The organism is Streptomyces sp. NPDC093260, assembly GCF_040683715.1.
Lineage (GTDB): Bacteria > Actinomycetota > Actinomycetes > Streptomycetales > Streptomycetaceae > Streptomyces > Streptomyces sennicomposti.
The window spans coordinates 312,995-339,145 of sequence record NZ_JBFBEK010000001.1 but is presented as its reverse complement, the minus strand read 5'-3'; the positions used below and the strand labels follow the sequence as shown (position 1 = coordinate 339,145).

The following is a 26,151-nucleotide window of genomic DNA, read 5'->3' as shown; positions in this document are numbered from 1 at the left end:
GGTTTGGTCAATAGGATCCGCCGATGATCACAAGACAACGGCTGGCGGCAGGGGTCTGTGCTCTGCTCGCCGCCCTGACGGCCGGGATCGCGTTCCCCGCCGGCGCGGTCGCCGACGAGACGGACGGCCAGGCCGCGCCGAAGGTCGAACTCGTCCTGGACGTCAGCGGTTCCATGCGCACCCGGGACATCGACGGCGGCACGCGGATGGCCGCGGCGAAACAGGCGTTCAACGAAGTGCTCGACGCGACCCCCGAGGAGGTCCAGCTCGGTATCCGCACGCTGGGCGCCAACTACCGCGGCGACGACCGCAAGGAGGGCTGCAAGGACACCGCACAGCTCTACCCGGTCGGCCCGCTGAACCGCACCGAGGCCAAGACGGCCGTGGCGACGCTGTCCCCGACCGGGTGGACGCCGATCGGCCCCGCGCTGCTGAAGGCGGCCACCGACCTCCAAGGCGGTGACGGCACCCGCCGTATCGTCCTGATCAGCGACGGCGAGGACACCTGCCAGCCGCTCGACCCGTGCGAGGTGGCCCGCGAGATAGCCGCCAAGGGCATCGGCCTGACCATCGACACCCTCGGACTGGTGCCCGACGCCAAGACCCGCGACCAGCTCAGCTGCATCGCGGACGCCACCGGAGGCACCTACACAGACGTCCGGCACAAGGACGAACTGAGCGACCGGGTCGGCCAGTTGGTGGACAGGGCCGCCGATCCGGTGGTGACCCCGGTGGCCGTGCAGGGCGCCGCCGACTGCGCCAAGGCGCCCGAGGTGAAGTCCGGGCTGTACACCGACCGCGAGGAGTTCGGTCAGCAGCGCTGGTACCGGGTGGACGTCGCTCCCGGTCAGGAGCTGCGTGCTTCGGTGAGCGTCGCCGACGACCGCACGGTGAGCCCCGACTACGGGGTGCTGCTGCGGGCGGTGACGCTGCACGGGCGGGAGATCGTGCGCGGCGAGGCCGCGGGCACCGGCCGTACGGACGTGATCTCGACCGGTCTGCGCTACCCGAAGGCCGACAGCGACGATGACGCCGCGCCGGCCGAGACGGTGTGCCTCCAGGTCACCAACTCCTTCTCGGCGGCGCCGGGGGTGAAGACCACGCCGGGTCTGCCGCTGGAGCTGACCGTGGACGTGGTGGACGGTCCGAGCGCGGCGCACGACGTGGCGGCGTTCGGTCTGGGCCGCGGCTGGTGGCTGCTCGGTCTGCTGGTGGTGGTCGGCTTCCTGGCGGGCCTCGTATGGGGCTGGCTCTCGCGCTGGCGGGTCGCGATCTGGAGGACGAACTGATGCGTTTCACACGTGTGCTGAGCGCGGCGCTGCTGGCCGTGGGACTGGCCGCGGGTCCGGCGGCCGCCGACTCCTCGCCCTCCCCGAGCCCGTCCGGCGGCAAGGACGCCCCGACCCTGGCGGGTACGTCGTTCCGTACGGCGACGGAGATCGAGCAGGGACAGCGGGCGACCGCCTCCGGCTCCACGGGCGACTACATGTACTGGTCGTTCCCGGCGGACGCGGGCGAACGGCCCACCGTCAAGGCGACGGTGAAGCTGTCGGAGAAGCACGCCACGCAGTCCTGGCAGCTCGACGTGTACGACGGGCTGCGCCGCCGCCAGGCGTGCCAGTACGGCGCGCAGACCCGCACCGCGGCGGCGGGCACCGCCACCGTGGAGCTGGCCTGCGTCCTGCGCACGGTGCGCGCCTGGTCGGAGCCGTGGGCGAACGACCCGCTGCCCGGAACGTACTACGTGCGGCTCACGGTGGTCGGCCTCCAAGCGTCCGATCTCGGGCAGCCGGTGAGCGCCGAGGTGCGGGCGGACTCCAAGCACATCGGCGGCCCGGCGGCCGTGGACGGCTCGCTGGCGCAGCCGCTGGTCCCGGGCATCGCGGTCACCTCCGCCAAGGACGACGGCGACGCGGCGGACGGCTCGAGGAAGCACCCCGTCCTGTCGGGCATCGAGCCGGACGGCGGCTGGTCCTCCTCCTGGTGGTCCGACCGCTGGGTGTGGAGCGGGATCGGCGCCGTGCTGGCCGCGCTCGCGGGCATCGGCGGCTACGCGCTGACGCGGGGTTCGGGACGGCCGTCCCGGGTGCCGCCGAACGTCTGACACGCCGTCACCCCCTGTTCGGCCGCAGGCCCGTTCTCCTCCGGGAGGGCGGGCCTTCCGTCATCCCTCCCGCAGCGCCTTGGCCAGCGCGCCCTCGCCGTTCACGTCCACCCGCCCGTCGCGCACCGCGTCCACGAGGGTGACCTCACCCCGGGCCACGGCCGTGCAGACGGCGGAGTCGAGCACGAGCCGGGCGTCGGGCTCGCCGGGCGCCGGACCGTCGCCGTACACGGGACCGCTTACCGCACCGAGGTGGAGGTGGAACACGCCTTCCTCCAGCCGCACTTCGACCAGGCCCTCGCCGTCGAGAGCGCGCAGCAGGGGCAGCGCGAACCAGTGGGCGCGTACGGCGTCGGTGGGCCGGGGTGCGCCGAGTTCGGGCTGCCCCCACTCCCCCAGCGCCTGGAGCACGGGCAGCAGCGCGGCGCCGCGGTCGGTGAGTTCGTAGACGTAGGCGGCACCGGGCGGGGGCAGCCGGCGGCGGGCGGTGAGTCCGTCGCGCTCCATGTCCTTCAGCCGTGAGGCCAGCACGTCCGTGCTGACTCCGGGCAGGTCCGCGTGCAGGTCGGTGTAACGGCGCGGACCGGCCAGCAGTTCACGGACGATCAGCAGCGTCCAGCGGTCGCCGACGAGGTCGAGCGCGCGGGCGGCGGAGCAGTACTGGTCGTAGCTTCGGCGAGGTGGCATGCGACGCAGTCTAGACATGTCGTTGGACTTTCCAAGCTCCTACTTGGTAAAACCAAGCAACACGAGTTCCCGGAGGGGCGCATGGAGTTCCGGCAGTCGAACAAGCTCAGCGAGGTCTGCTACGAGATCCGCGGCCCGGTGATCGAGCACGCCAACGCCCTGGAGGAGGCGGGCCACAGCGTCCTCAGGCTGAACACGGGCAATCCGGCGCTGTTCGGCTTCGAGGCCCCGCAGGAGATCCTCCAGGACATGATCCGGATGCTGCCCCAGGCGCACGGCTACACCGACTCGCGCGGCGTGCTCTCGGCGCGGCGCGCGGTGGCCCAGCGCTACCAGGAGCGGGGGCTGGAGGTCGGCGTGGACGACGTCTTCCTCGGCAACGGCGTCTCGGAGCTGGTCTCCATGGCCGTACAGGCGCTGGTGGAGGACGGCGACGAGATCCTCATCCCCGCGCCGGACTTCCCGCTGTGGACGGCCGTGACGACGCTGGCCGGTGGCAAGGCGGTGCACTACCTGTGCGACGAGCAGGCCGAGTGGTACCCGGACCTGGACGACATGGCGGCGAAGATCACCGACCGCACCAAGGCGGTGGTGATCATCAACCCGAACAACCCCACCGGCGCGGTGTACCCCAAGGAGATCCTGGAGGGCATCCTCGATCTCGCCCGGCGGCACGGCCTGATGGTGTTCGCCGACGAGATCTACGACCAGATCCTCTACGACGACGCCGTGCACCACTCGACCGCCGCGCTCGCCCCGGACCTCGTCGTCCTCACCTTCTGCGGCCTGTCCAAGACGTACCGGGTGGCGGGGTTCCGCTCGGGCTGGCTGGTGGTGACCGGCCCGAAGCAGCACGCGCGCGACTACCTGGAGGGCCTGACCATGCTGGCCTCCATGCGGCTGTGCGCCAACGCGCCCGCGCAGTACGCCATCCAGGCCGCGCTGGGCGGCCGCCAGTCCATCAAGGAGCTGACCTCGCCGGGCGGCAGGCTGTACGAGCAGCGCACCGTGGCCTGGGAGAAGCTGAACGAGATCCCCGGCGTCTCGTGCGTGAAGCCGAAGGGCGCGCTGTACGCGTTCGCGCGCCTCGACCCGGAGGTCCACAAGATCCACGACGACGAGAAGTTCGTCCTGGACCTCCTGCTGCGCGAGAAGATCCAGGTCGTCCAGGGCACCGGCTTCAACTGGCCCTCCCCCGACCACTTCCGGATCCTCACCCTGCCGCACGCGGACGTCCTGGACACGGCGATCAGCAGGATCGGGCGGTTCCTCGGGGGGTACCGGCAGTAGGGGCCCCTGCATCCCTTGCCCGGCCCGAGGTCGCTGAACATCGGAACCGGCTGCCGCATCCCGGCGTGGTCCGTCATGCTGGCGCCGGTACCGATCACGGGAGGTGGCGGGGTGGAGCGGGGCGCTCTCATCGCGGACAGGTACGAACTGACGCGGCTGCTCGGCCGGGGCGGCATGGGCCAGGTGTGGGCCGCCCGTGACCGGCGCCTGCACCGCGATGTCGCCGTCAAGCTCCTGCGTCACGACGACAGCGCATCGCCCGAGCTGGTCCGGCGCTTCGCACGCGAGGCCGTCGCCGCGGCCCAGATCAACCACCCGAACGTCGTGGCCCTCCACGACAGCGGAGTCCATGAGGACGTGCACTTCCTGGTCATGGAGCACATCGAAGGGACCAGCCTCGCCGAGCATCTGCACCGTCACGGCCCCCTGCCCCTCGCGCGCGCCCTGGAGATCGCCGAGGAGATCTGCGCCGCCCTCGTGGCCGCGCACACCGTCAACGTCGTGCACTACGACATCAAGCCGTCCAACGTCATGCTCACCGCCGACGGCTCGGTCAAGGTCGTGGACTTCGGCATCGCGGGCTTCACCCACGCCCATACGTTCACGGTCGCGCCGACCAGCGTGCTCTCGCCGGTGGGCACCGCCCAGTACGGGGCGCCGGAGCAGTTCCTGGACCAGCGCGGTGACGAACGCTCCGACCTCTACGCCCTCGGCAGCGTCCTGTTCGCCCTGCTCGCCGGGGAGCCGCCGTTCGGCGACGGCACCCCGCTGGCGGTGGTCCGCCGCAAACTCGACGAAGAGCCCCGGCCGGTGACCGCGTCGCGTCCCGACGTCCCCGCGGCGGTGACGCGCTTGCTGACGGACCTCCTCCAGCGCCATCCGGACGACCGTCCCCGCACGGCGGCGGCGGTGCGCGAGCGCCTCGCGCGGCTGCGCGCGGACACCGACCACACCGTGCCGCTGCCACCGGCCACGCTCACACGCGTCCTTCCCGACGCGGGAGGCGACAGCGAGGACGCCGAGCCGCCCAAGGCCGCGGAGCGCGACCGCCCTTGGACCGGCGGCAGGGGTCCCGTGCTTCTGGCGTCCCTCTCGACGGTCCTCCTCCTGGTGGCCGCCGGCACCTACTACGCCACGGCCGGCCACCGTGCCGACGGCGCCGTATCGGCCCCGAGCCCAAGCCCGACGGCGACGGCCCAGTTCCGACGGATGCCGGACGTATGCGGCTACCTGGATCGCAACGAGCTGCGCGGCTTCACCCAACTGGCGGGCTGGGAGCTTCCCCGGACCGACAACGACAGCAAGAACGCGACCTGCGGATGGAAGGCGAACGGCAACTTCCCCTTCAGACTGACCATCGAGGCACGGCTGCTCGACAGCGAAGCGGACGCGCACAAGGAGATGGCCTCGATCACGCCCGGCCCCAACCCCTTCGACCGCACCATCAACACCAGCAAGGTGCCGGAGTCCGACCTGCCGGCGGAAGAGGCGCTTCAGTCCGTGCAGGACGAGTCGAGCGACAGGTCCGGCAAGAAGGACGCGACTTCCGTTCACTTCCGGCAGGACAATCTCCTCGTCACGGTGTCGTACAGGGAGTCCGAGATCCCGGCGGACGAGACGGGCCGTCAGGAGTTCTGCACGAGCAGAGCGGTCCAGATCGCCCGTTTCCTCGACGGGTTCCTGACCGAGGAGCCGGAGAACCGCGAGAAACCCGTCTGGGGCTGACCGGCGCCCGCCTGCGGGGCGGCTGCCCCGCCTCGCCCCCGTCTGCGATCCTGTCCGGCATGTCCGCACGCGATCGACGGCTGCCCCGGCACCGTGCCTGGCCCCTGACGAGAACCGACGTCGCCCAGTGTCTCGGCCCGCACCTGGACCACGTCAGGGAGCTGCGTTTCCTCACCGGGGACGACAGCGGGGACATCGTCCTCGGAGCGGCCTGGGTCGCTCCGCTGTCCCGCGCCTACGGCCGCGGCGTCCATCCGGACTCGGTCGGCTGCTTCGTCGACGTGCATCCGGTGGCCGCCGCGGGCCGCGCCGCCACCCGTGCGGTCCTCCGGGAGCAGGCCCTCCCGCAACTGCGGGAATGGATCGAGCAGGCGATCACCGCCGACGAGACCTGGCGGCTCACCGATCACCACCACTACTGGCGGCTCACCGGCGGTCTCCTCAGGTCTCGGCCGCCGCATGGCGGGGTCTGACCGACCGGAGGGTGTGCGGCGCGGGCCCACACTTACTCGTCATCGCCAATGTGTCCTGCAGTTTGGGAACACCATCGAATGCGGGCGCGTCTAGGCGTAGTCCGCCGCCGCGTGCCGCGATGGTACCCGTTCGTCACTCCCCCGTGGGTCGACAGGACCTCCACCAGCAGCAGGCCCCGGCCCGACTCCGCGTCCGGCGGCGACTGCGCAAGGGTGCCCGGCGTGGGCGGCCGGTCGTCCGGCCTCGCGTCCGTTGCCTCGATCCGCAGCGCCGGGTCCGTCCGCCGCGTGCAGAGTCAGTGACATGCGGAAGCCCCGGCCGCGCACCCGGCCGTGCCGCACCGCGTTCGCGGTCAGCTCCGCGACCAGCAGGGCGACCGTGCCGCTCGCCTCCGTCGCGTACCCCCAGCCCCAGTCCGCCGGCTGCTGTGTCGCCAGACGGTGGGGTGGTTCAGAGGTCCGGGCGGATCTTGCTGCCGATGTGTGCGACCTGGATCGCCCGCTTCGTCGGGAGCAGACGGAAGTGAATGCGGCCCGGTCCCGGAGTGAAGCGAGCATGCAGGTGGTAGCAGTGCTTCGTCCCGTCCAGGTCGGTGAACCAGCACTCACACTTGCGCGTCTCGCCGTCCGGAGTCACCTTGGTCAGCCAGTCGGGTTCGGCCGAGGCTGCCGGCTCCCAGGCTCCGACCGCCTCCTCCAGCTTCTCCAGACAACGACGCACCGGGACGACCCAGTGCGGTCCGATCGCGGTAGGGGCTGGGAACCAACGCCCACATCGACGCGGTCATACCTACGTAAGCTGCGATCACGTGTATACATGACGGGGCCGTCAAGCCGTCGCAACGGGGGTCCGTTCCACATGACTTGGGATGAATGGGAGCAGTCGAGGAGACATGTCGCCGAGGGGAGGGCGACAGGTCTGCACCTCGACCACGCGCCGAGCGGGGGCGGTGACGGGGATCTCGTCGTCCATCAGGACGACCTGGGCGCCGTCGGGCACGAGGCCTTCCAGCTTCACACCCGCCTGCACGATCAGGTCGACATCGCGGGCGCGGGGGCCGATGCCCACGGCGCCGGTACGACGATGCAGGCCGCCGCCGCGCTGAAGAGTCACCACTTCGGCATGGGGGCGGGGCTGGAGACGACCGTTTCGGTGTGGACCTCGCAGGTCGAAGCGGTCCTGCATGCGTTCGCCCACATATCGAACCACCTGGACTATTCCAAGAAGCGGCACGCGCACGACGACGACACGATCGCCGCCGAGGTCCGCAGCCGGAACGGCACCGCCGTGCCCGTGTCCGTCCTGAGCAGCTACTTCAAGTGATCGGGGGGTTCGAAGCATGGATTACCACGATCTGCTGAACGTGGACCTGAGCAAACTCGGGTCGGCGGTGGGCACGTGGGCGCAGGCGGTCAAACACCTGGAGGCCTTGGCCAAGGACGCCCAGGACGGGCTGAGGGCGAAGGCGGACAAGGCGCGCTGGGCCGGAGTCAACGCCACTGTGACCCGCGAGTTCGTGGACAAGACGGCCAAGGAGTGCGCCGACCTGCACAGTGAGGCCAAAAGCATCTGGAGCGTCCTGGACGACGCCCATCAAGAGCTGGTCGGCCTGCAGCACAGGGCGAAGAGCCTGGAGGCGGACGCCCGCGAGGACGGTTACCTCGTCGTCGCCGGCGAGAACGGTTCGGTGAAGGTCATGCCCGGTATGTGCACGGTCGACGGCAAGGAGGAGGGGCAGAAGGCCAAGGATCTGATGCAGTGGTACGCGGACAGCCTCGCCGACGTCGTGCGTCACGCCGCGGAGATCGACGCCGCCGCCGTTCGTGCACTGAGCCGCAGCCACGGCAACGATCCTTACAACGCGGGCCATGCCACCTATACCTCGCTTGATGAGGACATGCTGCCGCGCGCCCGGGAACTCGCCGAACTCGGCGGCGATGCCAACGCGCGGCAGAAGGCGGAACTACGACGGCTGTGGGAGTCACTCAGCCCGCAGGCTCGCGCCGAACTGTGGACTCGACACAAGGACGACTTGCTCTCGGCCGGCATCCTCAGCCCTCAGGTCAAGCAGGTGGCACCTGACGACGGCGCGGGTCCGTACGACGTGGCCGACCCCGGCGCACACGACTTCTGGGTCCTCGCCCAAGCGAAGGCCATGTCGAACGGCGGCGACTTCATCGGCAACACCGACGCCGCCCACAACATGGACCACTATCTGCGTGGCACCGGGACGACTCTCGATCTTGATGTGGACAGGATGATGCGTGACAACGTCGCGCTTCGTACCGCAGCCGAGAAGTCCATCCGGGACCACCAGGACGAATGGCGTCGCACGGCACTGGACGCCTTCGAGAAGTCCGGCGGCAAGCCGGTGACGATCCCGGTCGAGACCGCCGGCGCCGGATACACGCACAGCGACCGCAACTGGTACCTGGCGGTCGGCAGCGCCAACACCAACACCACCGGTGCTGTCACCGTGGTGCCGGGACCGGACGGCAGACCGAAGGTCAGTCTCGACTACCGGGTCAATGTCTGGGACCGGTACAACTGGGACCCCGGCAAGGCCACCAAGATCGGGCCGACGACCGTGACCGACGCGGACATGGCTCATCTGCACACGACCGGCCTGGCGAAGGAGTACGACATGCGAGGCACTGGAACAGTGCGGCACTACGACCTGGGCACCGGCAGTGGCGATTCGGCACCGCTGCCCCCTCCGGCCGCTCCTGGTCGGGACGGAACGCGTACGGACATCGGGCGAAACGGGGACGCACGATGAGGGACCAGTTCTCGCGCGCGGCGGAACCCAGGGGACTGAGCCGTACGGTTGGTGCGGTGCTGGGCGTCGTGTTGGTGGGCGCGCTGGGGGCCTGCTCGTCGGGGTCCGCACCACACGGCTCCGGGCGCGCGGAATCGAACGCGGGGCGACGGGTGCCGTACTGGGTCGAGGGAACGACGCCGGCGGTGGTGGCTCGACGTATGCGTACGACGATCCCGGAGGGGGCCACCGATGTGCGGGCCGCCTACCAGAAGGGCTTCCAGGACGACGGGCTGCTGCTCGTGTTCACGCTGCCCAAGGGGGACACCGAGGCGTTCGTCCGGAAGCTGCGGCCCGACAACCCTCTGTCGCACCGCGCGCGTCCCCTCTCTTCCGCCGGTGACGGCGAACCGACCACTCCCTTCGCCCATCTCGGACTGCCTGAGCCCGAGGCGCTCGCCGACGTCACCGAAGGGCCGGTGTGCACCCCCTGCCAGGGTGACTTGAACTCGCTCAGCGCCGCTGTGCACCCGCTCGACGCCCAGCACAGCCGGGTGTACCTCCGAGGCGTGGACTGAGGCCCGGGCCGCAGGCAGGACGACGGCTCACGCGTATGCGGTCGCTGTACTCGTTACGCGTCGACGGCGGGCCACAACTCGGGGTTGTGCGAGGCGATCAGGGCGTTGATGCGGGCGAGGGCGTCGGTGGTCGGCTGTGGGGGCAGGCGGCGGCCGTCGCGCAGGCGGAGGGACATGTGGTCGTCGGCGGCCTCCCTGGCGCCGACGACGGCCTGGTACGGGATCAGACGGGCCTCGCGGATGCGGGCGCCGAGGGTTCCGCGTTCCGGGGCCGCGATCTCGGCGCGCAGGCCGAGGTCGGCGCAGCGCCGGGCCAGGGCCTCGGCGTGGGGCAGTTCGGCGGCGGAGACCGGCACGACGACCAGTTGGACCGGGGCCAGCCAGGCCGGGAACGCTCCGCCGTGCACCTCGATGAGGTGGGCTACGGCCCGTTCCACGCTGCCGATGACGCTGCGGTGCACCATCACCGGGCGGTGCCTGGCCCCGTCCGCGCCGACGTAGTGCAGGTCGAACCGCTCGGGTTGGTGGAAGTCGACCTGCACGGTGGACAGGGTCGACTCGCGGCCGGCTCTGTCGGCGACCTGCACGTCGATCTTCGGGCCGTAGAACGCCGCCTCGCCCTCGGCCGCCTCGTAGGGCAGCCCGGAGCGGTCGAGGACCTCGGTCAGCAGGGCGGTGGAGCGCCGCCACTTCTCCGGTGCGGCCACGTACTTGCCGCCGGGACCGGGGAGGGAGAGGCGGTAGCGGGCGGGGACGATGCCCAGCGCCTCGTACGCCCGGCGGATCATCTCCAGCGCGGCCCCGCCTCCTCGGCGACCTGGTCCAGGGTGCAGAAGATGTGCGCGTCGTTCAGCTGGATCGCCCGTACCCGGGTCAATCCGCCGAGGACGCCCGACGGTTCGGAGCGGTACATCCCGCCCAGCTCGGCCATGCGCAGCGGCAGCTCGCGGTAACTGTGCGCGCGGGAGCGGTAGATCACCGCGTGGTGCGGGCACAGGCTCGGCCGCAGCACGACCTGCTCCCCACCGAGTTCCATGGGCGGGAACATGTCGTCGCTGTAGTGCGCCCAGTGCCCGGAGATCTCGTACAGCTCGCGTTTGCCGAGGACCGGCGAGTACACGTGCCGGTACCCCGCCCGCCGCTCGGCGTCACGGATGTACTCCCCTCCAGGGTGTGCCGGACGGTCGCGCCGTCGGGCAGCCAGTACGGCAGGCCCGCGCCCAGCAGCGGGTCGGTGTCGAACAGGTCCAGTTCACGGCCGAGCTTGTGGTGGTCGTGCACAGGGGTCTCCTCGCGGACATCGGGCGAGCGACCGCAAGCCGAAGCCCCGGGGCACTCGCCCCGGGGCTTCGGACTGAGACATCGGTCAGCGCGCCGGGACACTCTCCGGCGTCGTCGTCATCGCAGCGCGCTTCACGCGTCGGACGTTAGCAGCGGCCGACGGCGCCCGCACTCTCGTTTCGCGGCGCCGCCGCGGGCCAGGCCTGCGGCGGCGCGGTCAGTTCAGCAGGACCTCGCACCACACCGTCTTCGTGTACGGGTCCCCGTTCGTCACTCCCCAGTGAGTCGAGAGGGCCTCCACCAGCAGCAGGCCCCGGCCCGACTCCGCCTCCGGCGGCGACTGCGGGAGGGTGCCCGGCGTCGGCGGGCAGCGGTCCGGCCTCGCGTCCGTGACCTCGATCCGCAGCGCCGGGTCCGCCGCGTGCAGGGTCAGTGACATGCGGAAGTCCCGGCCGCGCACCCGGCCGTGCCGTACCGCGTTCGCGGTCAGCTCCGCGACCAGCAGGGCGACCGTGCCGCTCGCCTCCGTCGCGTACCCCCAGCCCCAGTCCGCCAGTTGCTGGGTCGCCAGGCGGCGGGCCAGCCGGGCGCCCCTCGGCGTCGCCGACAGACGGATCGTGAAGTGCCCCGTGGGCGCGAGGGATTCTGCGGTCCACCCGGGGGTGGAGATCTCGGCGTTCATGTCACCCAGCGTGGCGGCTCGTCACTACGCTGCACAGCGACGACGACGGTACGCAGCGTCACTGTCCGGGTGACGTCGGGGTCTGTACGGGCGGCGCCGCGTTACGCCGCGAGGCGGCGGGGAGTTGGCCAACATACGGGAGGTGTCCCAGCATGAATTCGACGCAGCATGAGCCGCTGTTCTACGACCCGATGCAAGCGGTATGGGGAGACGAGGAGACGGCGGCGGTCCTTAGGACAGTAGGGAGGGTCATCAAAAGGTGCCGCGAGCGCAGAGCAATGACGCAGGCCGAGCTGGGCACTGCCATCGGCTACAGCGAGGAACAGGTCTCCGCTGTGGAACGGGGACGACGCGCACCGAAGCTGCAGTTCCTTGAGGCAGCTGAGCGAGTACTGGACGCCGGTGGCGTGATCATCGGGTTGCAGGAGGACGTGGACGACGTCCGGTATCCCAAGAAAATCCGGGACTTGCGGAACCTGGAGGCGCAGGCGGTCGAGATCTGCTGCTACGTCAACTCCGTCATCCACGGTCTGCTGCAGACCCCGGACTACGCTAGAGCTCTGTACAGCTCGCGTCGCCCCGCCTTCACCGAAGAGGAAGTGGAACGCCTCGTCACGGCGCGGCTGGCTCGTCAGGACATCTTCGACCGCCGGCCGATGCCCGTTCTCAGCTTCGTGCTGGAAGAGGCTGCCTTGCGCCGCCCACTCGGGGGCAGGATCGTGATGCGGAACCAGCTTGAATACCTGTTGGAGGTCGGCCAACAGCGGAACGTGGACATTCAGGTGATGCCCACGGACACCGATGACCACGCGGGTCTCTCCGGCTCGATCCAGCTGATGCGGCTCAGGGAAGGGAACACGGTGGCGCACACAGAGGCCCAGCTCACCAGTCACCTCATGTCCCATCCGAAACAGGTCCAAATTCTTGATGCCCGCTGCGGCATCATCAGATCGCAGGCCCTGACGCCCGCAAAGTCTCTGACCGTCATCAAAAAAGTACTGGCAGAAGCCTGATGACCACTCTCTCAGGTGGGACTGATTCCGCGCTGAACTGGTTCAGAAGCAGCCACAGCGCCCCCGACGGCGCAGCCTGCGTCGAGATCGCTCTCACCTCGGCCAACATCCACGTCCGTGACTCCAAAAGCCTCCATGGCTCTAGCATCGCCTTCCACCCCCACCAATGGACCACCTTCATCAACACCGTCGAAGAAGGAGAGAACAAATGACGAACACCTCCTCCGACCCCACCCTGAACTGGTTCAAGAGCAGCTACAGCACCAACGACGGCCCCGAGTGCGTAGAAGTCGCCCACACCCCCCGGACCGTCCACGTCCGCGACTCGAAGGACACGCACCGTCCCCACCTGGCCTTCGCCCCGGCGGGGTGGGCCGCGTTCCTTCCCTACGCCGCCGCCGAGTGCTGAACGACGCCCCACCGGCCGTACGGCGCAGTCCCGGCTGCGGGGGTACCCGGCCACGTGAAAAGGTGTCGTCGGCAACGACAGGGAAGGAACAGCGGACGTGGGTGACCTCTTTCTCGTCCGGCACGGGGAGACCGAGTGGTCGCGCTCCGGGCGGCACACCGGCTGCACGGACGTGCCGCTCACCGAGCACGGCCGGGAGGAAGCGCGGCGGCTGGCGCCGCTGATCCGCTCGCACCGCATCGGCGCGGCCTTCGTCAGCCCCTTGCAGCGGGCTCGGGAGACGGCCGAACTGATCGGCGTGCACGACGCGCGGGTCGACGCGGACCTGCACGAGTGGGACTACGGCGGCTACGAGGGCGTCACCACGCCCGAGATCCAGCGCACACGGCCCGGCTGGTTCCTGTTCACGGACGGGGTGGCGCCGGGGCCGCCGGAGCATCCCGGGGAGTCCGTGGAGCAGGTCGGCGAGCGGGCCGACCGGATGCTGGCGAAGGTGGACGCCGCGTTCGCGAACACGGAGGGCGTCGTGCTGCTGGTCGCCCACGGCCACTTCCTGCGGGTGCTCACCGCGCGGCGGCTCGGTCTGCCGCCGTCGGCGGGCGCGCTGTTCCAGCTGGCCACGGGGACGGTGTGCCGGTTGGGCACCGAGCACGACCGGCCGGTGATCGCGGGCTGGAACATCCGGCCGCCCGCGCCGGTCGACTCGTCCGACTGACGGCCGGCCGACGGCTCGTTGTCAGACCCGGGCCGTAGCCTTCCGAGTGGGTCGGGTGAACCTCTCCCGGCCCACTCGTCCATGCCGCGGGACCGGGGAGGGAGGACGCCGTGACACGACCGCCGACGGCGGCGCAGCGCCGTGTGATCGACGCGGCCGACCCGGTGACGGGGCGGCTGCGCGGCACCCCGGCGCAGCTCGACGCGCTGGTCAGGCGGGGGCTCGCCTTCCGGCACCCGCGCCCGCCGCACGACCACTTCCTCACCCCGGCCGGACACCGTATACGGGAGGCGGAGCCCGAACCGGACGGCTCCGCCGCCATCACGGACACGGCCACCGCCCCGCAGGACGCTCCCGGCGGTGTCTTCGCCGCCCGCGTCGGGGGCGAGGACCACCCGCCGGCCGGGCCCGGCGACCCGGCCCGCGTCCGCGAGGTGCACAGCGCCTGGCAGGGCCTGCTGGAGTTGCGCCGGATGACCAATCCGGACGGCAGCCCGGACCGTCCGTGCGGGTGGGAGCGCACGCATCTGGTGCGGGCCGCCGCGCTGGCCCTGGAGGCGGCCGGGTGCCGTCCCGCCGGGCCGGACGGGGACGACGGGTACCGGGTGCGGGCCACCGCGCAGCCGGAGGCCGTCGCGGTGTACGGCCCGGACGGTGAGACGCTGCGGGCGTGCGCGGCCGCGCTGGAGCGGGCCGGGTGGCAGGCCGGGGAGTACACCGAGCCGCGGACCCGGGCGAGGTATCTGCTGGCGTCCCCGCGCCGGGTGTGACCGGCGTGCCAAGATCGGGGGCGACCGACATCGGGGGGACCGACATGCGAGACGCTGCGAAGGGGATGCCGTGAGCGAGCCGTTTTCCGTCCGGGTGACCGTCCGGGGGTACGAGACCGACACACAGGGCCACGTCAACCAGGCCGTGTACCTCAACTACGCGGAGCACGCCCGCTGGTCGCTGCTCCGGGCGGCCGGGATCACCCAGACCGGGCTGGTCGCGCGGGGCGTGGGTCCGGTGGCCCTGGAGACCACGATCCGCTACCGCAGGGAGCTGCTGGCGGGCGACGAGATCGACATCACCTGCGCGTTCTCGTGGGCGGGCGGCAAGACGTTCCGCATCGAGCAGACGGTCCGCAAGACCGACGGCACGGTGGCCGCCGAGATCACCGCCGTCGGCGGCCTGCTCGACCTGAAGACGCGCAAGCTGGTCGCCGCTCCCCAGGAGCACTTCAAGGAACTCGCCGCCGACCCGGCCCTGTTCGGCCTGTAGAGCGGCGTACGGGACGCGGAAAAGGGGTACGGCCCGGTGGTCGCCGGGCCGTACCCCTCAAGACTTCCGCGGGTGCCCTCAGTGCACGACGGCGATCTCCTCGCCCGCCTCCATGGGGTGGGTGACGTCCCGTTCCTCCTTACGGGACTTGCCGAGGTGGTTGAAGACCAGGTTCAGGACGACGGCGGCCACGCAGCCGGTGGAGATGCCGGAGTCCAGGACGATCCGGGCCGTCTCCGGGAAGGCGTGGTAGAACTCCGGGACGGTGATCGGGATGACGCCGACGGCCAGGGAGACGGCCACGATCAGGACGTTGTTGTCCTTGTCGAGGCCGGCCCGGGCCAGGGTCTGGATGCCGCTGGCGGCGACCGACCCGAACAGCACCACGCCCGCGCCGCCCAGCACCGGGCGCGGGACGACGGCGATCAGCGAGGCCGCCATCGGGCACAGACCCATCAGCACCAGGAAGCCACCGCCGAAGGCGACGACGAAGCGGCTGCGGATGCGGGTCATCGCCACCAGGCCGATGTTCTGCGCGAAGGCGCTGCACATGAAACCGTTGAACAGCGGGCTGAGGGCGGAGCCGAGGGTGTCGGCGCGCAGGCCCGCCTTGATGGTCTCCTCGTTCGCGGGGCGTTCGACGACCTCGCCGAGGGCGAGCATGTCGGCGGTGGACTCGGTCATGGAGACCACCATCACCACGCACATCGACACGATCGCCGCGACGTGGAACTGCGGCGCACCGAAGTGGAACGGGGTCGGGAATCCGACCACGTCGGCGTCGGCGACCGGACCGAAGTCGGTGACGCCGAAGGGTATCGCGATGATCGTGCCGGCGATCAGGCCGAGCAGGACGGCGATCTGCTTGACGAAGCCGCGGGTGAAGCGGCGCAGCAGCAGCACGATGACCAGGGTGATGCCGGCCAGGGTGAGGTATTCGGCGGAGCCGTAGTCGTGTGCGGCCGGGTTCGGGCCTTGTGCCCAGCCGAAGGCGACGGGCAGCAGGGAGACGCCGATCAGGGTGATGACGGTGCCGGTGACCACGGGCGGGAAGAAGCGGACCGCCTTGCAGAAGACGGGTGCGGCCAGGAAGCCGAGGAGGCCGGCGACGATGACCGCGCCGAAGATGATCGGCAGCGCGTCGGACTTGTCCTTGGTGGAGGCGACGATCGCGGTCATGGGGGCGACGCCGGCGAAGGTGACGCCGTTGACGAAGGGCAGCCGGGCGCCGATCTTCCAGATGCCGAGCGTCTGGAGGAACGTGGCGAGACCGGCCGTGAACAGGCAGGCTCCGGTGAGGAAGGTCAGTTCGGTGCCGGACAGGCCGACGGCCGCGCCGACGATCAGGGGCGGGGCGACCACACCCGCGTACATGGCGGCCACGTGCTGGAGGCCGCTGGTCGCCATTTTGAGCGCGGGGAGTTTCTCGTCGACGGGGTGGGTGGACTCGGCTGGCTGTCGTGCCTCATCGCGGGACGCGGGGTGAGTGGCCACGGCTGCTCCTCCGGTCGGTTAACACGTCTGCTGACGTGGGTGTCAGGGAGGTGGTGCGTGTGTGGTCGTGCGGGACCGGGGGCGGGCCCTCGGAAGGGACCCTGGGGGGTGGCGAACGGACACCGTCCCGGGGCGCGCGCGTCCGCGCGCGCCCCGGAGCCGGCCGCCGTGGACCCCGCTCGGGTCCGCGGCTACCGGTCGGGGGCCGTCCCCCCCGACCGGAGTTCTCGGAGCGGGTCAGCGCTGGGCGGCGATCCGGGCCAGGCGCTGGGCCTCGGTGCGGGTGGCGTGGGCGATGGCGTCCTCGTCGGCGTGCAGCAGTCGGCCTTCGGCGACGATCTGGCGGCCGTCGACGAAGGACGCGGTGACCGGGGCCGCCGCGCCGAAGACGAGCGCGGTCACCGGGTCGGCGATCGACGCGTGGGCGAGGGTGTCCATCTTCCACAGCACCAGGTCGGCGAGCTTGCCGGGCTCCAGCGAGCCGGTCTGCTCGGCCCGGCCGAGGACCCGCGCGCCGCCGTAGGTGCCCAGGCGCAGGGCCTGACGGGCGTTCAGGGCCGCCTCGCGGTGCGCGCCGAGGCGGTTGATCAGCAGGGCGTTGCGCAGTTCGGTGTGGAGTTCGCCGGACTCGTTGGAGGCGGTGCCGTCCACGCCGAGGCCGACCGGGACGCCGGCCGCCAGCATGTCGGGGACCCGCGCGATGCCGGCCGCCAGGCGGGCGTTGGAGGACGGGCAGTGGGCGACACCGGTCTTCGTGCGGGCGAAGGCGGCGATGTCGCTGTCGTTCATGTGGACGCAGTGCGCCATCCACACGTCCTCGCCCAGCCAGCCCGTGGACTCGAAGTAGTCGGTGGGGCCCATGCCGAACAACTCGTGGCAGAACTTCTCCTCCTCGACCGTCTCCGAGCCGTGGGTGTGCAGCCGTACGCCGAGGCGGCGGGCCAACTCCGCTCCCTCGCGCATCAGTTCGGTGGAGACGGAGAACGGGGAGCACGGGGCGACGGCCACCTGGGTCATCGCGTCGAAGGAGGCGTCGTGGTGCTTCCTGACGGTCTCCTCGGTGGCGGCGAGCGCGCCCTCCAGCGTCTCGACGGCGAAGTCCGGGGGCAGGCCGCCGTCCTTCTCGCTGCGGTCCATCGACCCGCGGGCCAGGGTGAAGCGGACTCCCATCTCGCGGGCGGCGCGGATCACGGCCCCGGACAGGTCGCCGGAGCCCTGCGGGAAGACGTAGTGGTGGTCCATGGCGGTGGTGACGCCGCCGCGGGCCATCATCGCCAGCGAGCCCTGGGCCGCGGCGTACACCATCTCCTCGTCGATGCGCGCCCACGTGGGGTACAGCGCGACGAGCCAGTTGAACAGGTTGTGGTCGGTGGCCAGGCCGCGGGTGATCCACTGGTAGAAGTGGTGGTGGGTGTTGATCAGACCGGGCGTGACCAGATGGCCGCGCGCGTCGATCCGGCGTTCCACGTCCGCCAGGTTCTCGGGGGCCCGGCCGGCGCCGACGGACTCGATCCTGTTGCCCGCGATGACGAGGTGGCCGGAGGCGTACTCGGTGTCGTTCGCGTCCACGGTCGCGATCGAACAGTTCTCGATGACGATGCGCTGGGCTGCCGATGGTGCCATTGCGCTTCCTTGTCTTTCAGTGGCGGCCCGTGGCCGGAGGGACCACGGGGAGGGCACGGCAGGACCCTAGGAGGATTTGAGTGCCGGGGCCGCGGTGCGGCTCCGGGTGCCGAGATGGTGGAAGAACAGGTTGAGCAGGACCGCGACGATCGCGCCGGCGCTGATCCCGGAGCCGAGGACGGTCTGCGCCCACGCCGGGAACTCGGCGTAGAAGGTCGGTGCGGCCAGCGGGATGATGCCCGCGCCGAGGGCGACGGCCACCAGGATGATGTTGGAGCTGTCGTCGAGACCCGCCTCGGACAGGGTGCGGATGCCGCTGACGGCGATCGAGCCGAACAGCACGATGCCCGCGCCGCCCAGGACCGGCATGGGCACGAGGGAGACGACCGCGCCGAGCACCGGGAACCCGCCGAGGAATAGGAGGGCGCCGCCGGCGACGGCGACGACGTAGCGGCTGCGCACCCGGGTGAGCGAGACGACGCCGACGTTCTGGGCGAAGGCGGAGGTGGGGAAGCCGCCGAAGACGGGGCCGAGCAGGGTGGCGATGCCGTCGGTGCGCAGACCTCGGGTGATGGTGCGTGCGTCGGCGCGGCGGTCGCAGATCTCACCGAGGGCGAGCATCCCGGCGCTGGACTCGGTCATCAGCACCAGCATCACGATGCACAGCGACAGGATGGCCGCGGGCTGGAACTCGGGGGCGCCGAAGGCGAACGGGGTGGGCAGCGCGGCCACGGGCGCGGACTGAATGCCGCTGAAGTCGGCCATGCCGAACGGGATCGCGGCCAGCGTGCCGACCAACATGCCGAAGAGCAGGGCGACTTGCTTGACGAACCCTTTCCCGAAGCGCTGGATCAGCAGGACGACGGCGAGGGTGAAGGCGGCGAGCGCGAGGTTGCGCATCGAGCCGAAGTCGGCGGCGGTCTTGTCGCCGCCCTGCGCCCAGCCGACGGGCACGGGCATCAGGGTGACGCCGATGAGCGTGATGACCACGCCGGTGACCAGCGGCGGGAAGAATCTGAGGAGCCGTCCGAAGAACGGTCCGATGGCGAGGCAGAAGACGCCGGCGACCATCACCGCGCCGTAGACGGCGGGGAGTTGGTGCCCCTTGGAGTTGGTCTCGGCGATGGCGAGGATGGGTGCGATGCCGGCCGAGGAGGCCGCGTTCACGAAGGGCAGGCGGTTGCCGACCAGTCCCTTGACGCCGATGGTCTGCAGGATGGTGGCCACGCCCGCGATGAGCAGCGAGGCGGCGATCAGCCGGGTGCGGGCCGCGATGTCGAGGCCGCAGGCCTGGCCGATGATGAGCGGAGGAGTGACGACGCCCGCGTACATGGCGGCGATGTGCTGGAGCGCGGCGGGGACGAGCCGCGAGGGGTGGAGCTTCTCGTCCACCGGGTGCACGGACGTGACGGCGTCCTCGGTGTGCACCGGCGGGGTGGAACAGGAGCCTTTCGCCGGCTCCGTTGCAGGCTGTGCCATGGTGTTCCCTCCGGTGTGGCGCGCCACCGGCCCGGGCGGCCGGGCCGGTGGCGCGCGTCCCGCGTCAGAGGTTGGTCATGTCGACCGGGATGAGTTGTTCGGCGCCGTCGCGCAGGATGGTGGCCTCGATCAGGCCGTAGGGGCGGTCGGCGGCGTAGTACACGGCGCCGTCCTTGGCCTGGTTGTCGATCCCGAAGGGCGACAGGTCCGAGCGGAAGTGGTGCTTGTTGGGCATCGAGAAGCGGATCTCGTCCACCTCGTCACGGGAGTTGAGCACCCGGACGCCCATCTCGAACAGGGTCTGCTGGAGCGAGTACGAGTAGGTCTCGGCGAACGCCTGGAGCGCGTGCTTGCGCACCCCGTGGTAGGAGCGCTCCCAGTCGGGGGCGTGCGAGTCGATGCCGTCCCAGTTGTGGCGCCACCAGGTGGAGACGGTGGTGGCGAGGATGCGGTCGTGGTCCTCCTGGAGGGTGGTGTACTTGTCCTTGAGGAAGCCGAAGAACTCGGAGTTGGTCGAGTTCAGGACGGTGAGGTCCTTGAAGCCGGAGAGCACCTGGATGCCGTGGCCGTCGTAGGTGATCTGCGCGACGCGGGTCTCCTGGCCCGTGCGGACGAAGGAGTGGGCGATCTCCTCGGCGCCGACGAAGCGGGCGCCGCCCTTGGAGGTCTCGATCCGCTCCCAGCCGTACTCCTCGACGCGGATGCGGGCCCGGTGGATGGGCTCGTTGTTGTCCACGAAGTGGCGGGCGAGCTTGACGCCGAAGTCCTCGGCGCTCTGGATCCCGTGCTCCTTGGCGAAGGCGAACACCGTGTTCTTGGTGGTGTCGGTCGGCAGGACGTTGGCGTTGGAGCCGCTGCGGTGGACCTCCTCCATGTCGCCGGAGAGGGCGACGGAGACGTTCAGGTCCTTGATGTGGTGCGTGTCGCCGTCACGCGTGATCTTGACTACGCGGTTCTCTGCCTTGCCGTACTGGTTCTGTCCCAGGACGAAACGGGTCATGTGTCGGTCAGCTCCCTCGGTAAACGGAGTAGCCGAACGGGTTGAGCAGCAGCGGAACGTGGTAGTGCTCTCCGGGCACCACCGCGAAGGTGATGGTGACCTCGGGGAAGAACACCGGCCGGCCGTTCTCGCTGTCCCGGAGCGCGGGGGCGTCCTGCTGGGCCGCGGCTTGTTTCTTGGCGAAGTACGGCTCGGTCTCGAAGTCGAGCCGTACGTGGGTGGTGCCCTCCGGCAGGGCCGGAAGGTCCTTGCACCGCCCGTCCGCGTCGGTGGCGGACCCGCCGAGCGCCTGCCAGTCCGCGTCCCGCCCGGAGCGGGCGGAGAGGTGGACGGCGACGGCCTCGGCGGGACGGCCGACGCTGGTGTCCAGGATGTGCGTGGACACTGAGGCGGTGGTCTCGGTGCTCATGGTTTCCTCTTCGGGCGTCGTCGAGCGGGGCTCAGGCGTCTTCGAGCAGCCGCCTAAGCCGGATACGGTTGATCTTCCCCAGTTCGGTGCGGACGATCTCCCTCTCCTGCTCGGGCGAGTTGCCGATCCGCTCCTTGACCGCGTCCCGCATCTGCTCGCCGGTCCGGCCGGTGGCGCAGATGAGGAAGACATGACCGAACCTGTCCTGGTAGGCCAGGTTGAGTTCGAGCATCTCGGCCTTCAGGTCCTCGGACGCCCCGGCCATGCCGCTCTGTTCGCGGGCGGAAGTCGGGTCGCCTGGCTTGGGGCGGCCGATCGGCGGATGGCCGGCCATCGCCTCGGCCAGGTCCGCCTCCGTCAGCCCGGCCATGGCGGCGTCGCTGGCGGCGTACAGATCGTCGGCGCCGGCGTAGGGACGGGCGGCCAGGAGCCGCTCCGCCCACGCCGTGGCGGCGCACGCCTCCAGGAGCGCGGCGCGGGCCGCGGCGTCCGGGAGGGCGTTGAAGCGGGCGAGGCCCGACGGCGTGGAAGTCGTAGTCACGGGAGCCTCCGTGGCCGCGAACGGCCTTCGTGCTGAACGGGCTGCGGATAGCTAACGCTCTCCGAAACATCACGTCAACACTTTGTTGAAAATTCCGGGTAAACCCCGGAGTCGGGCCGGTAACGCCCGGCCGCGGCTTCGTCGCGCTCCTCCCGATGGGGCCGCTCAGGCTTCTTTTTCCCGGTTGAGGTAGTTGTAGACGGTGAACCGGCTGACGCCGAGCGCGCTCGCGACGGTCTCCACGCCGTGCCGCACCGCGAAGGCGCCGCGCGCCTCCAGCACCCGGACGACCTCCTGTTTGGCCTTGCGGTCCAGCTCCGCGAGCGGCACGCCCTTGCGGCGCTCCATGGCGGCCAGGATGTGGTCGAGGGAGTCGGCGAGCTGAGGCAGGCGCACGGCGACGGCGTCCACGCCCTCCCAGGCGAGCACCACGTCGTCCAGGCCCGCCTCGTCCGGCGGCAGCAGTTCGCCGCCGATCGCGTCGACCAGCGGCTTCACGGCCGCGATGAACGGCTCCTGCCCGGTCACCTATCACCCTCCCCGATCACATTGACCTGGAGCGAGATACGGGTGGCGCCGGCCTTCAGGCTCTTGCGCAGCAGGGCGTCCACGGCGGTGAGGACCGCGTCGGCGCCCCCTTCCGCGGTGTTGCCGAACGGCCCGACGTCCACGGCGTCCAGCTCCGCCGCCTCGACCACCTCGCGGGCCACCACCGCGTGGGGCGGCACCTCGTCCAGGTCGAAGGGTTCGGTCGTGAACTCAACTCTCAATCGCACCCGCTCAACCTAACGCGGGCGGGGTGATCAGGGACCTTCCCGGACGGCCCGGGAGGCACAGACGGCGGTCCCCCTCTTGACAAGCCGCGCCCGCCACCGGCAGTCTTCCATTAAGCAGAAACGAACTTCCGCAATACGGAATAACGATACGGAAGGGAGCGCGGCCCCGATGGGATTCGCAGACCAGCGCTTCAACGTCAACCTGTCGATCCTCTTCACGGAACTCCCGCTCCTGGAGCGCCCCGCGGCGGCCGCCGCGGCCGGCTTCACCGCGGTCGAGCTGTGGTGGCCCTGGGTCGACGCCCCCACGCCCGAGCAGTCCGCACTCGACGCGCTGAGGAAGGCGATCGAAGGCGCGGGCGTCCGGCTGACCGGGCTGAACTTCTACGCCGGGCAGCTGCCCGGCCCCGACCGGGGCGCGCTGTCGGTCCCGGGCGAGGAGTCGGAGAGGTTCCGCGCCAACATCGACGTGGCGATCGGCTTCGCCGACTCGCTCGGCTGCACGGCGTTCAACGCGCTGTACGGCAACCGCGTCGAGGGCGTGGACCCCGCCGAGCAGGACGCGCTCGCCCTGGAGAACCTGGTCCTCGCGGCCGGCGCGGTCGACCGGATCGGCGGCACCCTGCTGATCGAGGCGCTGAACAAGCCCGAGTCGCCGCTGTGCCCGCTGGTCAGCGCCCCCGCCGCGATCGAGGTCGTGGACAAGGTGAACGCGGCCACCGGCCTCGGCAACGCCAGGTTCCTGATGGACCTGTACCACCTGTCGATGAACGGCGAGGACCTGCCCGCGGTGATCGAGCGGTACGCGGCGAAGACCGGTCATGTGCAGATCGCCGACAACCCCGGCCGCGGCGCCCCCGGCACCGGATCCCTCCCCCTGGAGGAGCTGCTGGACCAGCTGCGCAAGGCCGGTTACGACGGCTGGGTCGGCCTGGAGTACAAGCCGGGCGACCGGCCGAGCGCCGAGGCCTTCGACTGGCTGCCGGCCGAGGCCCGCGCGGCCCGCTGAGCACACCGGGCCACCGGGCACGCCCCGGCCGACGAGCGCACCGGGTGCGCACAGGCCCGCGGAAGTCGCAGACGTAGCAGAGTTTTTGAGAGAGGCACCCCCGTTATGAGCACCCTTCCGAAGATCGCCTGGGTCGGCCTCGGCATCATGGGCTCCCCCATGTCCGAGAACCTGGTCAAGGCGGGTTACCAGGTCACCGGCTACACGCTGGAACAGGAGAAGCTGGACCGGCTGGCCGCCGCCGGCGGCACCGCGGCCGGATCGATCGCCGAGGCCGTCAAGGACGCCGACGTGGTCATCACGATGGTGCCCGCCTCCCCCCAGGTCGAGGCCATCGCCTACGGCCCGGACGGCATCCTGGAGAACGCGAAGTCCGGCGCGCTGCTGATCGACATGTCCTCGATCACCCCGCAGACCTCCGTCGACCTGGCCAAGGCCGGCCGGGACAAGGGCATCCGCGTGCTGGACGCCCCGGTCTCCGGTGGCGAGGCCGGCGCCGTCGAGGCGGTGCTGTCCATCATGGTCGGCGGCGAGCGGGCCGACTTCGACGAGGCCAAGCCCATCTTCGAGGCGCTCGGCAAGACCATCGTCCTGTGCGGTCCGCACGGCTCCGGGCAGACCGTGAAGGCCGCCAACCAGCTGATCGTCGCCGTGAACATCCAGGCGTGCGCCGAGGCCGTGGTCTTCCTGGAGAAGTCCGGCGTGGACCTCGCCGCGGCCCTGGACGTCCTCAACGGCGGCCTGGCCGGCTCGACCGTGCTGACCCGCAAGAAGGACAACTTCCTGAACCGGGACTTCAAGCCGGGCTTCCGCATCGACCTGCACCACAAGGACATGGGCATCGTCACCGACGCCGCCCGCAACGTCGGCGCCGCGCTGCCGGTGGGCGCCGTGGTCGCCCAACTGGTCGCCTCGCTGCGCGCCCAGGGCGACGGCGGCCTGGACCACTCGGCCCTGCTGCGGGCCGTGGAGCGCCTGTCGGGCGCCCAGGTCTGACGGGACCCGCCACGGGTCCCGTCCGAGAACTCCGGGCGACGCCGCCGCCGACACCTGTCCTGTCGCGCCCAGGCGGCGGCGTCGCCCGGAACCACCCGCTGCCCGGAACGGCCCGCCGCCCCGGACGGCCCGCCGCTTGCCGCCCACTCCCGGCAGCCGATCGCGATGCACTTCAACAAACTGTTGACGTTCTGATCGCGCCGAACCTAGGCTCCACAAAGCGGAAACAAGTTTCCGCTGCCCCTCGTACGGAAGGTCTTCGATGTCGAAGCGCGTGCTCACGACAGAGTCCGGCGCCCCGGTCGCCGACAACCAGAACTCCGCTTCCGCCGGCATCGGCGGCCCGCTCCTCCTCCAGGACCAGCACCTCCTGGAGAAGCTGGCGCGCTTCAACCGCGAGCGCATCCCGGAGCGCGTCGTGCACGCCCGCGGCTCCGGCGCCTACGGCCGCTTCGAGGTGACCGACGACGTCACCGGTTACACCCACGCCGACTTCCTCAGCGAGATCGGCAAGCGCACCGAGGTGTTCGTCCGCTTCTCCACCGTGGCCGACTCGCTCGGCGGCGCCGACGCGGTGCGCGACCCGCGCGGCTTCGCGGTGAAGTTCTACACCGAGGAGGGCAACTACGACCTCGTCGGCAACAACACCCCGGTGTTCTTCATCAAGGACCCGATCAAGTTCCCCGACTTCATCCACTCCCAGAAGCGCGACCCGTTCACCGGCCGCCAGGAGCCGGACAACGTCTGGGACTTCTGGGCGCACTCCCCCGAGGCCACGCACCAGGTGACCTGGCTGATGGGCGACCGCGGCATCCCGGCGTCGTACCGCCACATGGACGGCTTCGGCTCGCACACCTACCAGTGGACGAACGAGGCCGGCGAGGCCTTCTTCGTGAAGTACCACTTCAAGACCGACCAGGGCATCCGCTGCCTGACCGGCGAGCAGGCCGCCGAGCTGGCGGGCAAGGACCCCAACTCGCACCAGACCGACCTGCTCCAGGCCATCGAGCGCGGGGTGCACCCGTCCTGGACCCTGTACGTGCAGATCATGCCGGCGGCCGAGGCGGCCAACTACCGCTTCAACCCGTTCGATCTGACCAAGGTGTGGCCGCACGCGGACTACCCGTTGCGGCGCGTGGGCCGCCTGGTGCTGGACCGCAACCCGGACAACGTGTTCGCCGAGGTCGAGCAGGCCGCGTTCTCCCCGAACAACTTCGTGCCCGGCATCGGCCCCTCGCCGGACAAGATGCTCCAGGGCCGGCTGTTCGCCTACGCCGACGCCCACCGCTACCGCCTGGGCGTCAACCACACCCAGCTCGCGGTGAACGCCCCCAGGGCCGTCCCCGGCGGCGCCGCCAACTACGGCCGCGACGGCCTGATGGCCGCCAACTCCCAGGGCCGGTACGCCAAGAACTACGAGCCGAACTCCTACGACGGCCCGGCGGAGACCGGCCGCCCGCTGTCGGCCCCGCTGCCCGTGTCCGGCCACACCGGCACCCACGAGGCCCCGCAGCACACCAAGGACGACGACTTCTTCCAGGCGGGCGAGCTGTACCGGCTCCTCGCCGAGGACGCCAAGGAGCGTCTGGTGGCGACCATCGCCGGCGGCCTCTCGCAGGTCTCCCGCAACGACGTCGTCGAGAAGAACCTCGCACACTTCCACGCCGCCGACCCCGAGTACGGCAAGCGCGTGGAGGCGGCGGTCCGCGCCCTGCGCGAGGACTGAGCCGCACACCGCGTCCGGTGTCCTGACGGGGAGGTCGGGACCCGGACGCGCAACGCCCCGCGCGGGCGCCGGTCGACCCGGATGAGGGGTGGTCGCTCCGGCACCTGCGCGGTCAGGGC

General features: G+C 70.8%; 28 protein-coding genes and 1 pseudogene. 17 read left to right on the top strand and 12 right to left on the bottom strand.

The features are described 5' to 3' along the window. Positions 1-23: 23 nt before the first annotated feature. Together AB0N63_RS01325 and AB0N63_RS01320 are read left to right on the top strand one after the other, a co-directional pair. Positions 24-1,289, top strand: a complete 1,266-nt coding sequence (locus tag AB0N63_RS01325; RefSeq protein WP_365522427.1) for a VWA domain-containing protein — start codon at positions 24-26, stop codon at positions 1,287-1,289. Then, complete coding sequence (locus AB0N63_RS01320) at positions 1,289-2,104, top strand: hypothetical protein (protein ID WP_365522425.1); 816 nt, start codon at positions 1,289-1,291, stop codon at positions 2,102-2,104. The genes AB0N63_RS01325 and AB0N63_RS01320 overlap by 1 nt, the downstream gene beginning before the upstream one ends. A 60-nt stretch (positions 2,105-2,164) precedes the next feature. On the opposite strand, the gene AB0N63_RS01315 is transcribed toward AB0N63_RS01320, so the two are convergent. Then, entirely contained in the window at positions 2,165-2,791 is a 627-nt protein-coding gene (locus tag AB0N63_RS01315; RefSeq protein WP_365522423.1) for a helix-turn-helix domain-containing protein, read from the bottom strand. Between the two features lie 81 nt (positions 2,792-2,872). Between AB0N63_RS01315 and AB0N63_RS01310 the strand changes: the two genes are divergently transcribed. The 3 genes from AB0N63_RS01310 (at position 2,873) to AB0N63_RS01300 (ending at position 6,279) form a co-directional block, all read left to right on the top strand. After that, the gene (locus tag AB0N63_RS01310) at positions 2,873-4,081 is read left to right on the top strand and encodes a pyridoxal phosphate-dependent aminotransferase (RefSeq protein WP_365522421.1); all 1,209 of its coding nucleotides are present in this window, start codon (positions 2,873-2,875) and stop codon (positions 4,079-4,081) included. Positions 4,082-4,192: 111 nt separating this feature from the next. After that, positions 4,193-5,806: a serine/threonine-protein kinase gene (locus tag AB0N63_RS01305; protein ID WP_365522418.1), complete on the top strand. Its 1,614-nt coding sequence runs from the start codon at positions 4,193-4,195 to the stop codon at positions 5,804-5,806. Between the two features lie 59 nt (positions 5,807-5,865). Beyond that, entirely contained in the window at positions 5,866-6,279 is a 414-nt protein-coding gene (locus AB0N63_RS01300) for a hypothetical protein (RefSeq protein ID WP_365522416.1), read from the top strand. A 451-nt stretch (positions 6,280-6,730) separates the two neighbouring features. Here AB0N63_RS01300 and AB0N63_RS01295 read toward each other — a convergent pair whose 3' ends face one another. Beyond that, positions 6,731-7,000, bottom strand: coding sequence for a hypothetical protein (locus AB0N63_RS01295; RefSeq protein WP_365522413.1), 270 nt, complete (start codon positions 6,998-7,000; stop codon positions 6,731-6,733). 138 nt (positions 7,001-7,138) lie between these two features. On the opposite strand from AB0N63_RS01295, the gene AB0N63_RS01290 reads away from it, so the two are divergent. The 3 genes from AB0N63_RS01290 to AB0N63_RS01280 all read left to right on the top strand — a co-directional run bounded on the left by AB0N63_RS01290 (position 7,139) and on the right by AB0N63_RS01280 (position 9,616). Then, entirely contained in the window at positions 7,139-7,603 is a 465-nt protein-coding gene (locus AB0N63_RS01290; protein ID WP_365522411.1) for a hypothetical protein, read from the top strand. A 16-nt stretch (positions 7,604-7,619) separates the two neighbouring features. Continuing rightward, complete coding sequence (locus AB0N63_RS01285; protein ID WP_365522409.1) at positions 7,620-9,059, top strand: hypothetical protein; 1,440 nt, start codon at positions 7,620-7,622, stop codon at positions 9,057-9,059. Between the two features lie 200 nt (positions 9,060-9,259). Further along, on the top strand, positions 9,260-9,616 hold the full coding sequence (locus tag AB0N63_RS01280; protein WP_365522406.1) for a hypothetical protein: 357 nt from the start codon (positions 9,260-9,262) through the stop codon (positions 9,614-9,616). 53 nt (positions 9,617-9,669) lie between these two features. Here the strand turns inward: AB0N63_RS01280 and thrS are convergent. Together thrS and AB0N63_RS01270 are read right to left on the bottom strand one after the other, a co-directional pair. Further along, positions 9,670-10,897: pseudogene (gene thrS / locus AB0N63_RS01275) on the bottom strand (threonine--tRNA ligase). Between the two features lie 217 nt (positions 10,898-11,114). After that, positions 11,115-11,579: an ATP-binding protein gene (locus AB0N63_RS01270; protein WP_365522404.1), complete on the bottom strand. Its 465-nt coding sequence runs from the start codon at positions 11,577-11,579 to the stop codon at positions 11,115-11,117. Between the two features lie 152 nt (positions 11,580-11,731). Between AB0N63_RS01270 and AB0N63_RS01265 the strand changes: the two genes are divergently transcribed. The 6 genes from AB0N63_RS01265 (at position 11,732) to AB0N63_RS01240 (ending at position 14,979) form a co-directional block, all read left to right on the top strand. Then, entirely contained in the window at positions 11,732-12,592 is an 861-nt protein-coding gene (locus AB0N63_RS01265) for a helix-turn-helix transcriptional regulator (RefSeq protein WP_365522402.1), read from the top strand. Next, entirely contained in the window at positions 12,592-12,804 is a 213-nt protein-coding gene (locus tag AB0N63_RS01260; RefSeq protein ID WP_365522399.1) for a DUF397 domain-containing protein, read from the top strand. The genes AB0N63_RS01265 and AB0N63_RS01260 overlap by 1 nt, the downstream gene beginning before the upstream one ends. Further along, entirely contained in the window at positions 12,801-13,001 is a 201-nt protein-coding gene (locus AB0N63_RS01255) for a DUF397 domain-containing protein (RefSeq protein WP_365522397.1), read from the top strand. The genes AB0N63_RS01260 and AB0N63_RS01255 overlap by 4 nt, the downstream gene beginning before the upstream one ends. Positions 13,002-13,098: 97 nt before the next feature. Further along, positions 13,099-13,716, top strand: coding sequence for a histidine phosphatase family protein (locus tag AB0N63_RS01250; protein WP_365522395.1), 618 nt, complete (start codon positions 13,099-13,101; stop codon positions 13,714-13,716). A 110-nt stretch (positions 13,717-13,826) separates the two neighbouring features. Continuing rightward, positions 13,827-14,486 carry a hypothetical protein gene (locus AB0N63_RS01245; RefSeq protein WP_365522393.1) on the top strand — a complete coding sequence of 220 codons (660 nt, stop codon included), beginning with the start codon at positions 13,827-13,829 and terminating at the stop codon, positions 14,484-14,486. A 70-nt stretch (positions 14,487-14,556) separates the two neighbouring features. Then, positions 14,557-14,979 carry an acyl-CoA thioesterase gene (locus AB0N63_RS01240; protein ID WP_365522390.1) on the top strand — a complete coding sequence of 141 codons (423 nt, stop codon included), beginning with the start codon at positions 14,557-14,559 and terminating at the stop codon, positions 14,977-14,979. Between the two features lie 78 nt (positions 14,980-15,057). On the opposite strand, the gene AB0N63_RS01235 is transcribed toward AB0N63_RS01240, so the two are convergent. From AB0N63_RS01235 to AB0N63_RS01200, 8 genes are all read right to left on the bottom strand, one after another. Continuing rightward, the gene (locus tag AB0N63_RS01235; RefSeq protein WP_365522387.1) at positions 15,058-16,473 is read right to left on the bottom strand and encodes a nucleobase:cation symporter-2 family protein; all 1,416 of its coding nucleotides are present in this window, start codon (positions 16,471-16,473) and stop codon (positions 15,058-15,060) included. A 237-nt stretch (positions 16,474-16,710) separates the two neighbouring features. Further along, positions 16,711-18,096 (bottom strand): 8-oxoguanine deaminase, encoded by a 1,386-nt coding sequence (locus AB0N63_RS01230; protein WP_365522385.1) that lies wholly within the window; start codon positions 18,094-18,096, stop codon positions 16,711-16,713. Between the two features lie 66 nt (positions 18,097-18,162). After that, positions 18,163-19,575 (bottom strand): nucleobase:cation symporter-2 family protein, encoded by a 1,413-nt coding sequence (locus tag AB0N63_RS01225; RefSeq protein ID WP_365522382.1) that lies wholly within the window; start codon positions 19,573-19,575, stop codon positions 18,163-18,165. Positions 19,576-19,639: 64 nt separating this feature from the next. Beyond that, the gene (gene pucL, locus AB0N63_RS01220) at positions 19,640-20,575 is read right to left on the bottom strand and encodes a factor-independent urate hydroxylase (protein WP_365522380.1); all 936 of its coding nucleotides are present in this window, start codon (positions 20,573-20,575) and stop codon (positions 19,640-19,642) included. 7 nt (positions 20,576-20,582) lie between these two features. After that, complete coding sequence (gene uraH / locus AB0N63_RS01215) at positions 20,583-20,984, bottom strand: hydroxyisourate hydrolase (protein ID WP_365522378.1); 402 nt, start codon at positions 20,982-20,984, stop codon at positions 20,583-20,585. 31 nt (positions 20,985-21,015) lie between these two features. Then, positions 21,016-21,525 carry a 2-oxo-4-hydroxy-4-carboxy-5-ureidoimidazoline decarboxylase gene (gene uraD, locus AB0N63_RS01210; RefSeq protein WP_365522375.1) on the bottom strand — a complete coding sequence of 170 codons (510 nt, stop codon included), beginning with the start codon at positions 21,523-21,525 and terminating at the stop codon, positions 21,016-21,018. A 165-nt stretch (positions 21,526-21,690) separates the two neighbouring features. After that, positions 21,691-22,053, bottom strand: coding sequence for a helix-turn-helix domain-containing protein (locus AB0N63_RS01205; RefSeq protein ID WP_009191361.1), 363 nt, complete (start codon positions 22,051-22,053; stop codon positions 21,691-21,693). After that, positions 22,050-22,301, bottom strand: a complete 252-nt coding sequence (locus AB0N63_RS01200) for a hypothetical protein (protein ID WP_365522372.1) — start codon at positions 22,299-22,301, stop codon at positions 22,050-22,052. Before AB0N63_RS01200 ends, AB0N63_RS01205 begins: the two co-directional genes overlap by 4 nt. A gap of 169 nt (positions 22,302-22,470) precedes the next feature. Between AB0N63_RS01200 and AB0N63_RS01195 the strand changes: the two genes are divergently transcribed. The 3 genes from AB0N63_RS01195 (at position 22,471) to AB0N63_RS01185 (ending at position 26,032) form a co-directional block, all read left to right on the top strand. After that, the gene (locus tag AB0N63_RS01195; protein WP_365522369.1) at positions 22,471-23,310 is read left to right on the top strand and encodes a TIM barrel protein; all 840 of its coding nucleotides are present in this window, start codon (positions 22,471-22,473) and stop codon (positions 23,308-23,310) included. A 105-nt stretch (positions 23,311-23,415) separates the two neighbouring features. After that, a complete protein-coding gene (locus AB0N63_RS01190; RefSeq protein WP_365522367.1) occupies positions 23,416-24,306 on the top strand; it encodes a 2-hydroxy-3-oxopropionate reductase in 891 nt (296 codons plus the stop codon). A gap of 262 nt (positions 24,307-24,568) precedes the next feature. Then, on the top strand, positions 24,569-26,032 hold the full coding sequence (locus tag AB0N63_RS01185) for a catalase (protein WP_365522365.1): 1,464 nt from the start codon (positions 24,569-24,571) through the stop codon (positions 26,030-26,032). Positions 26,033-26,151 lie beyond the last annotated feature (119 nt).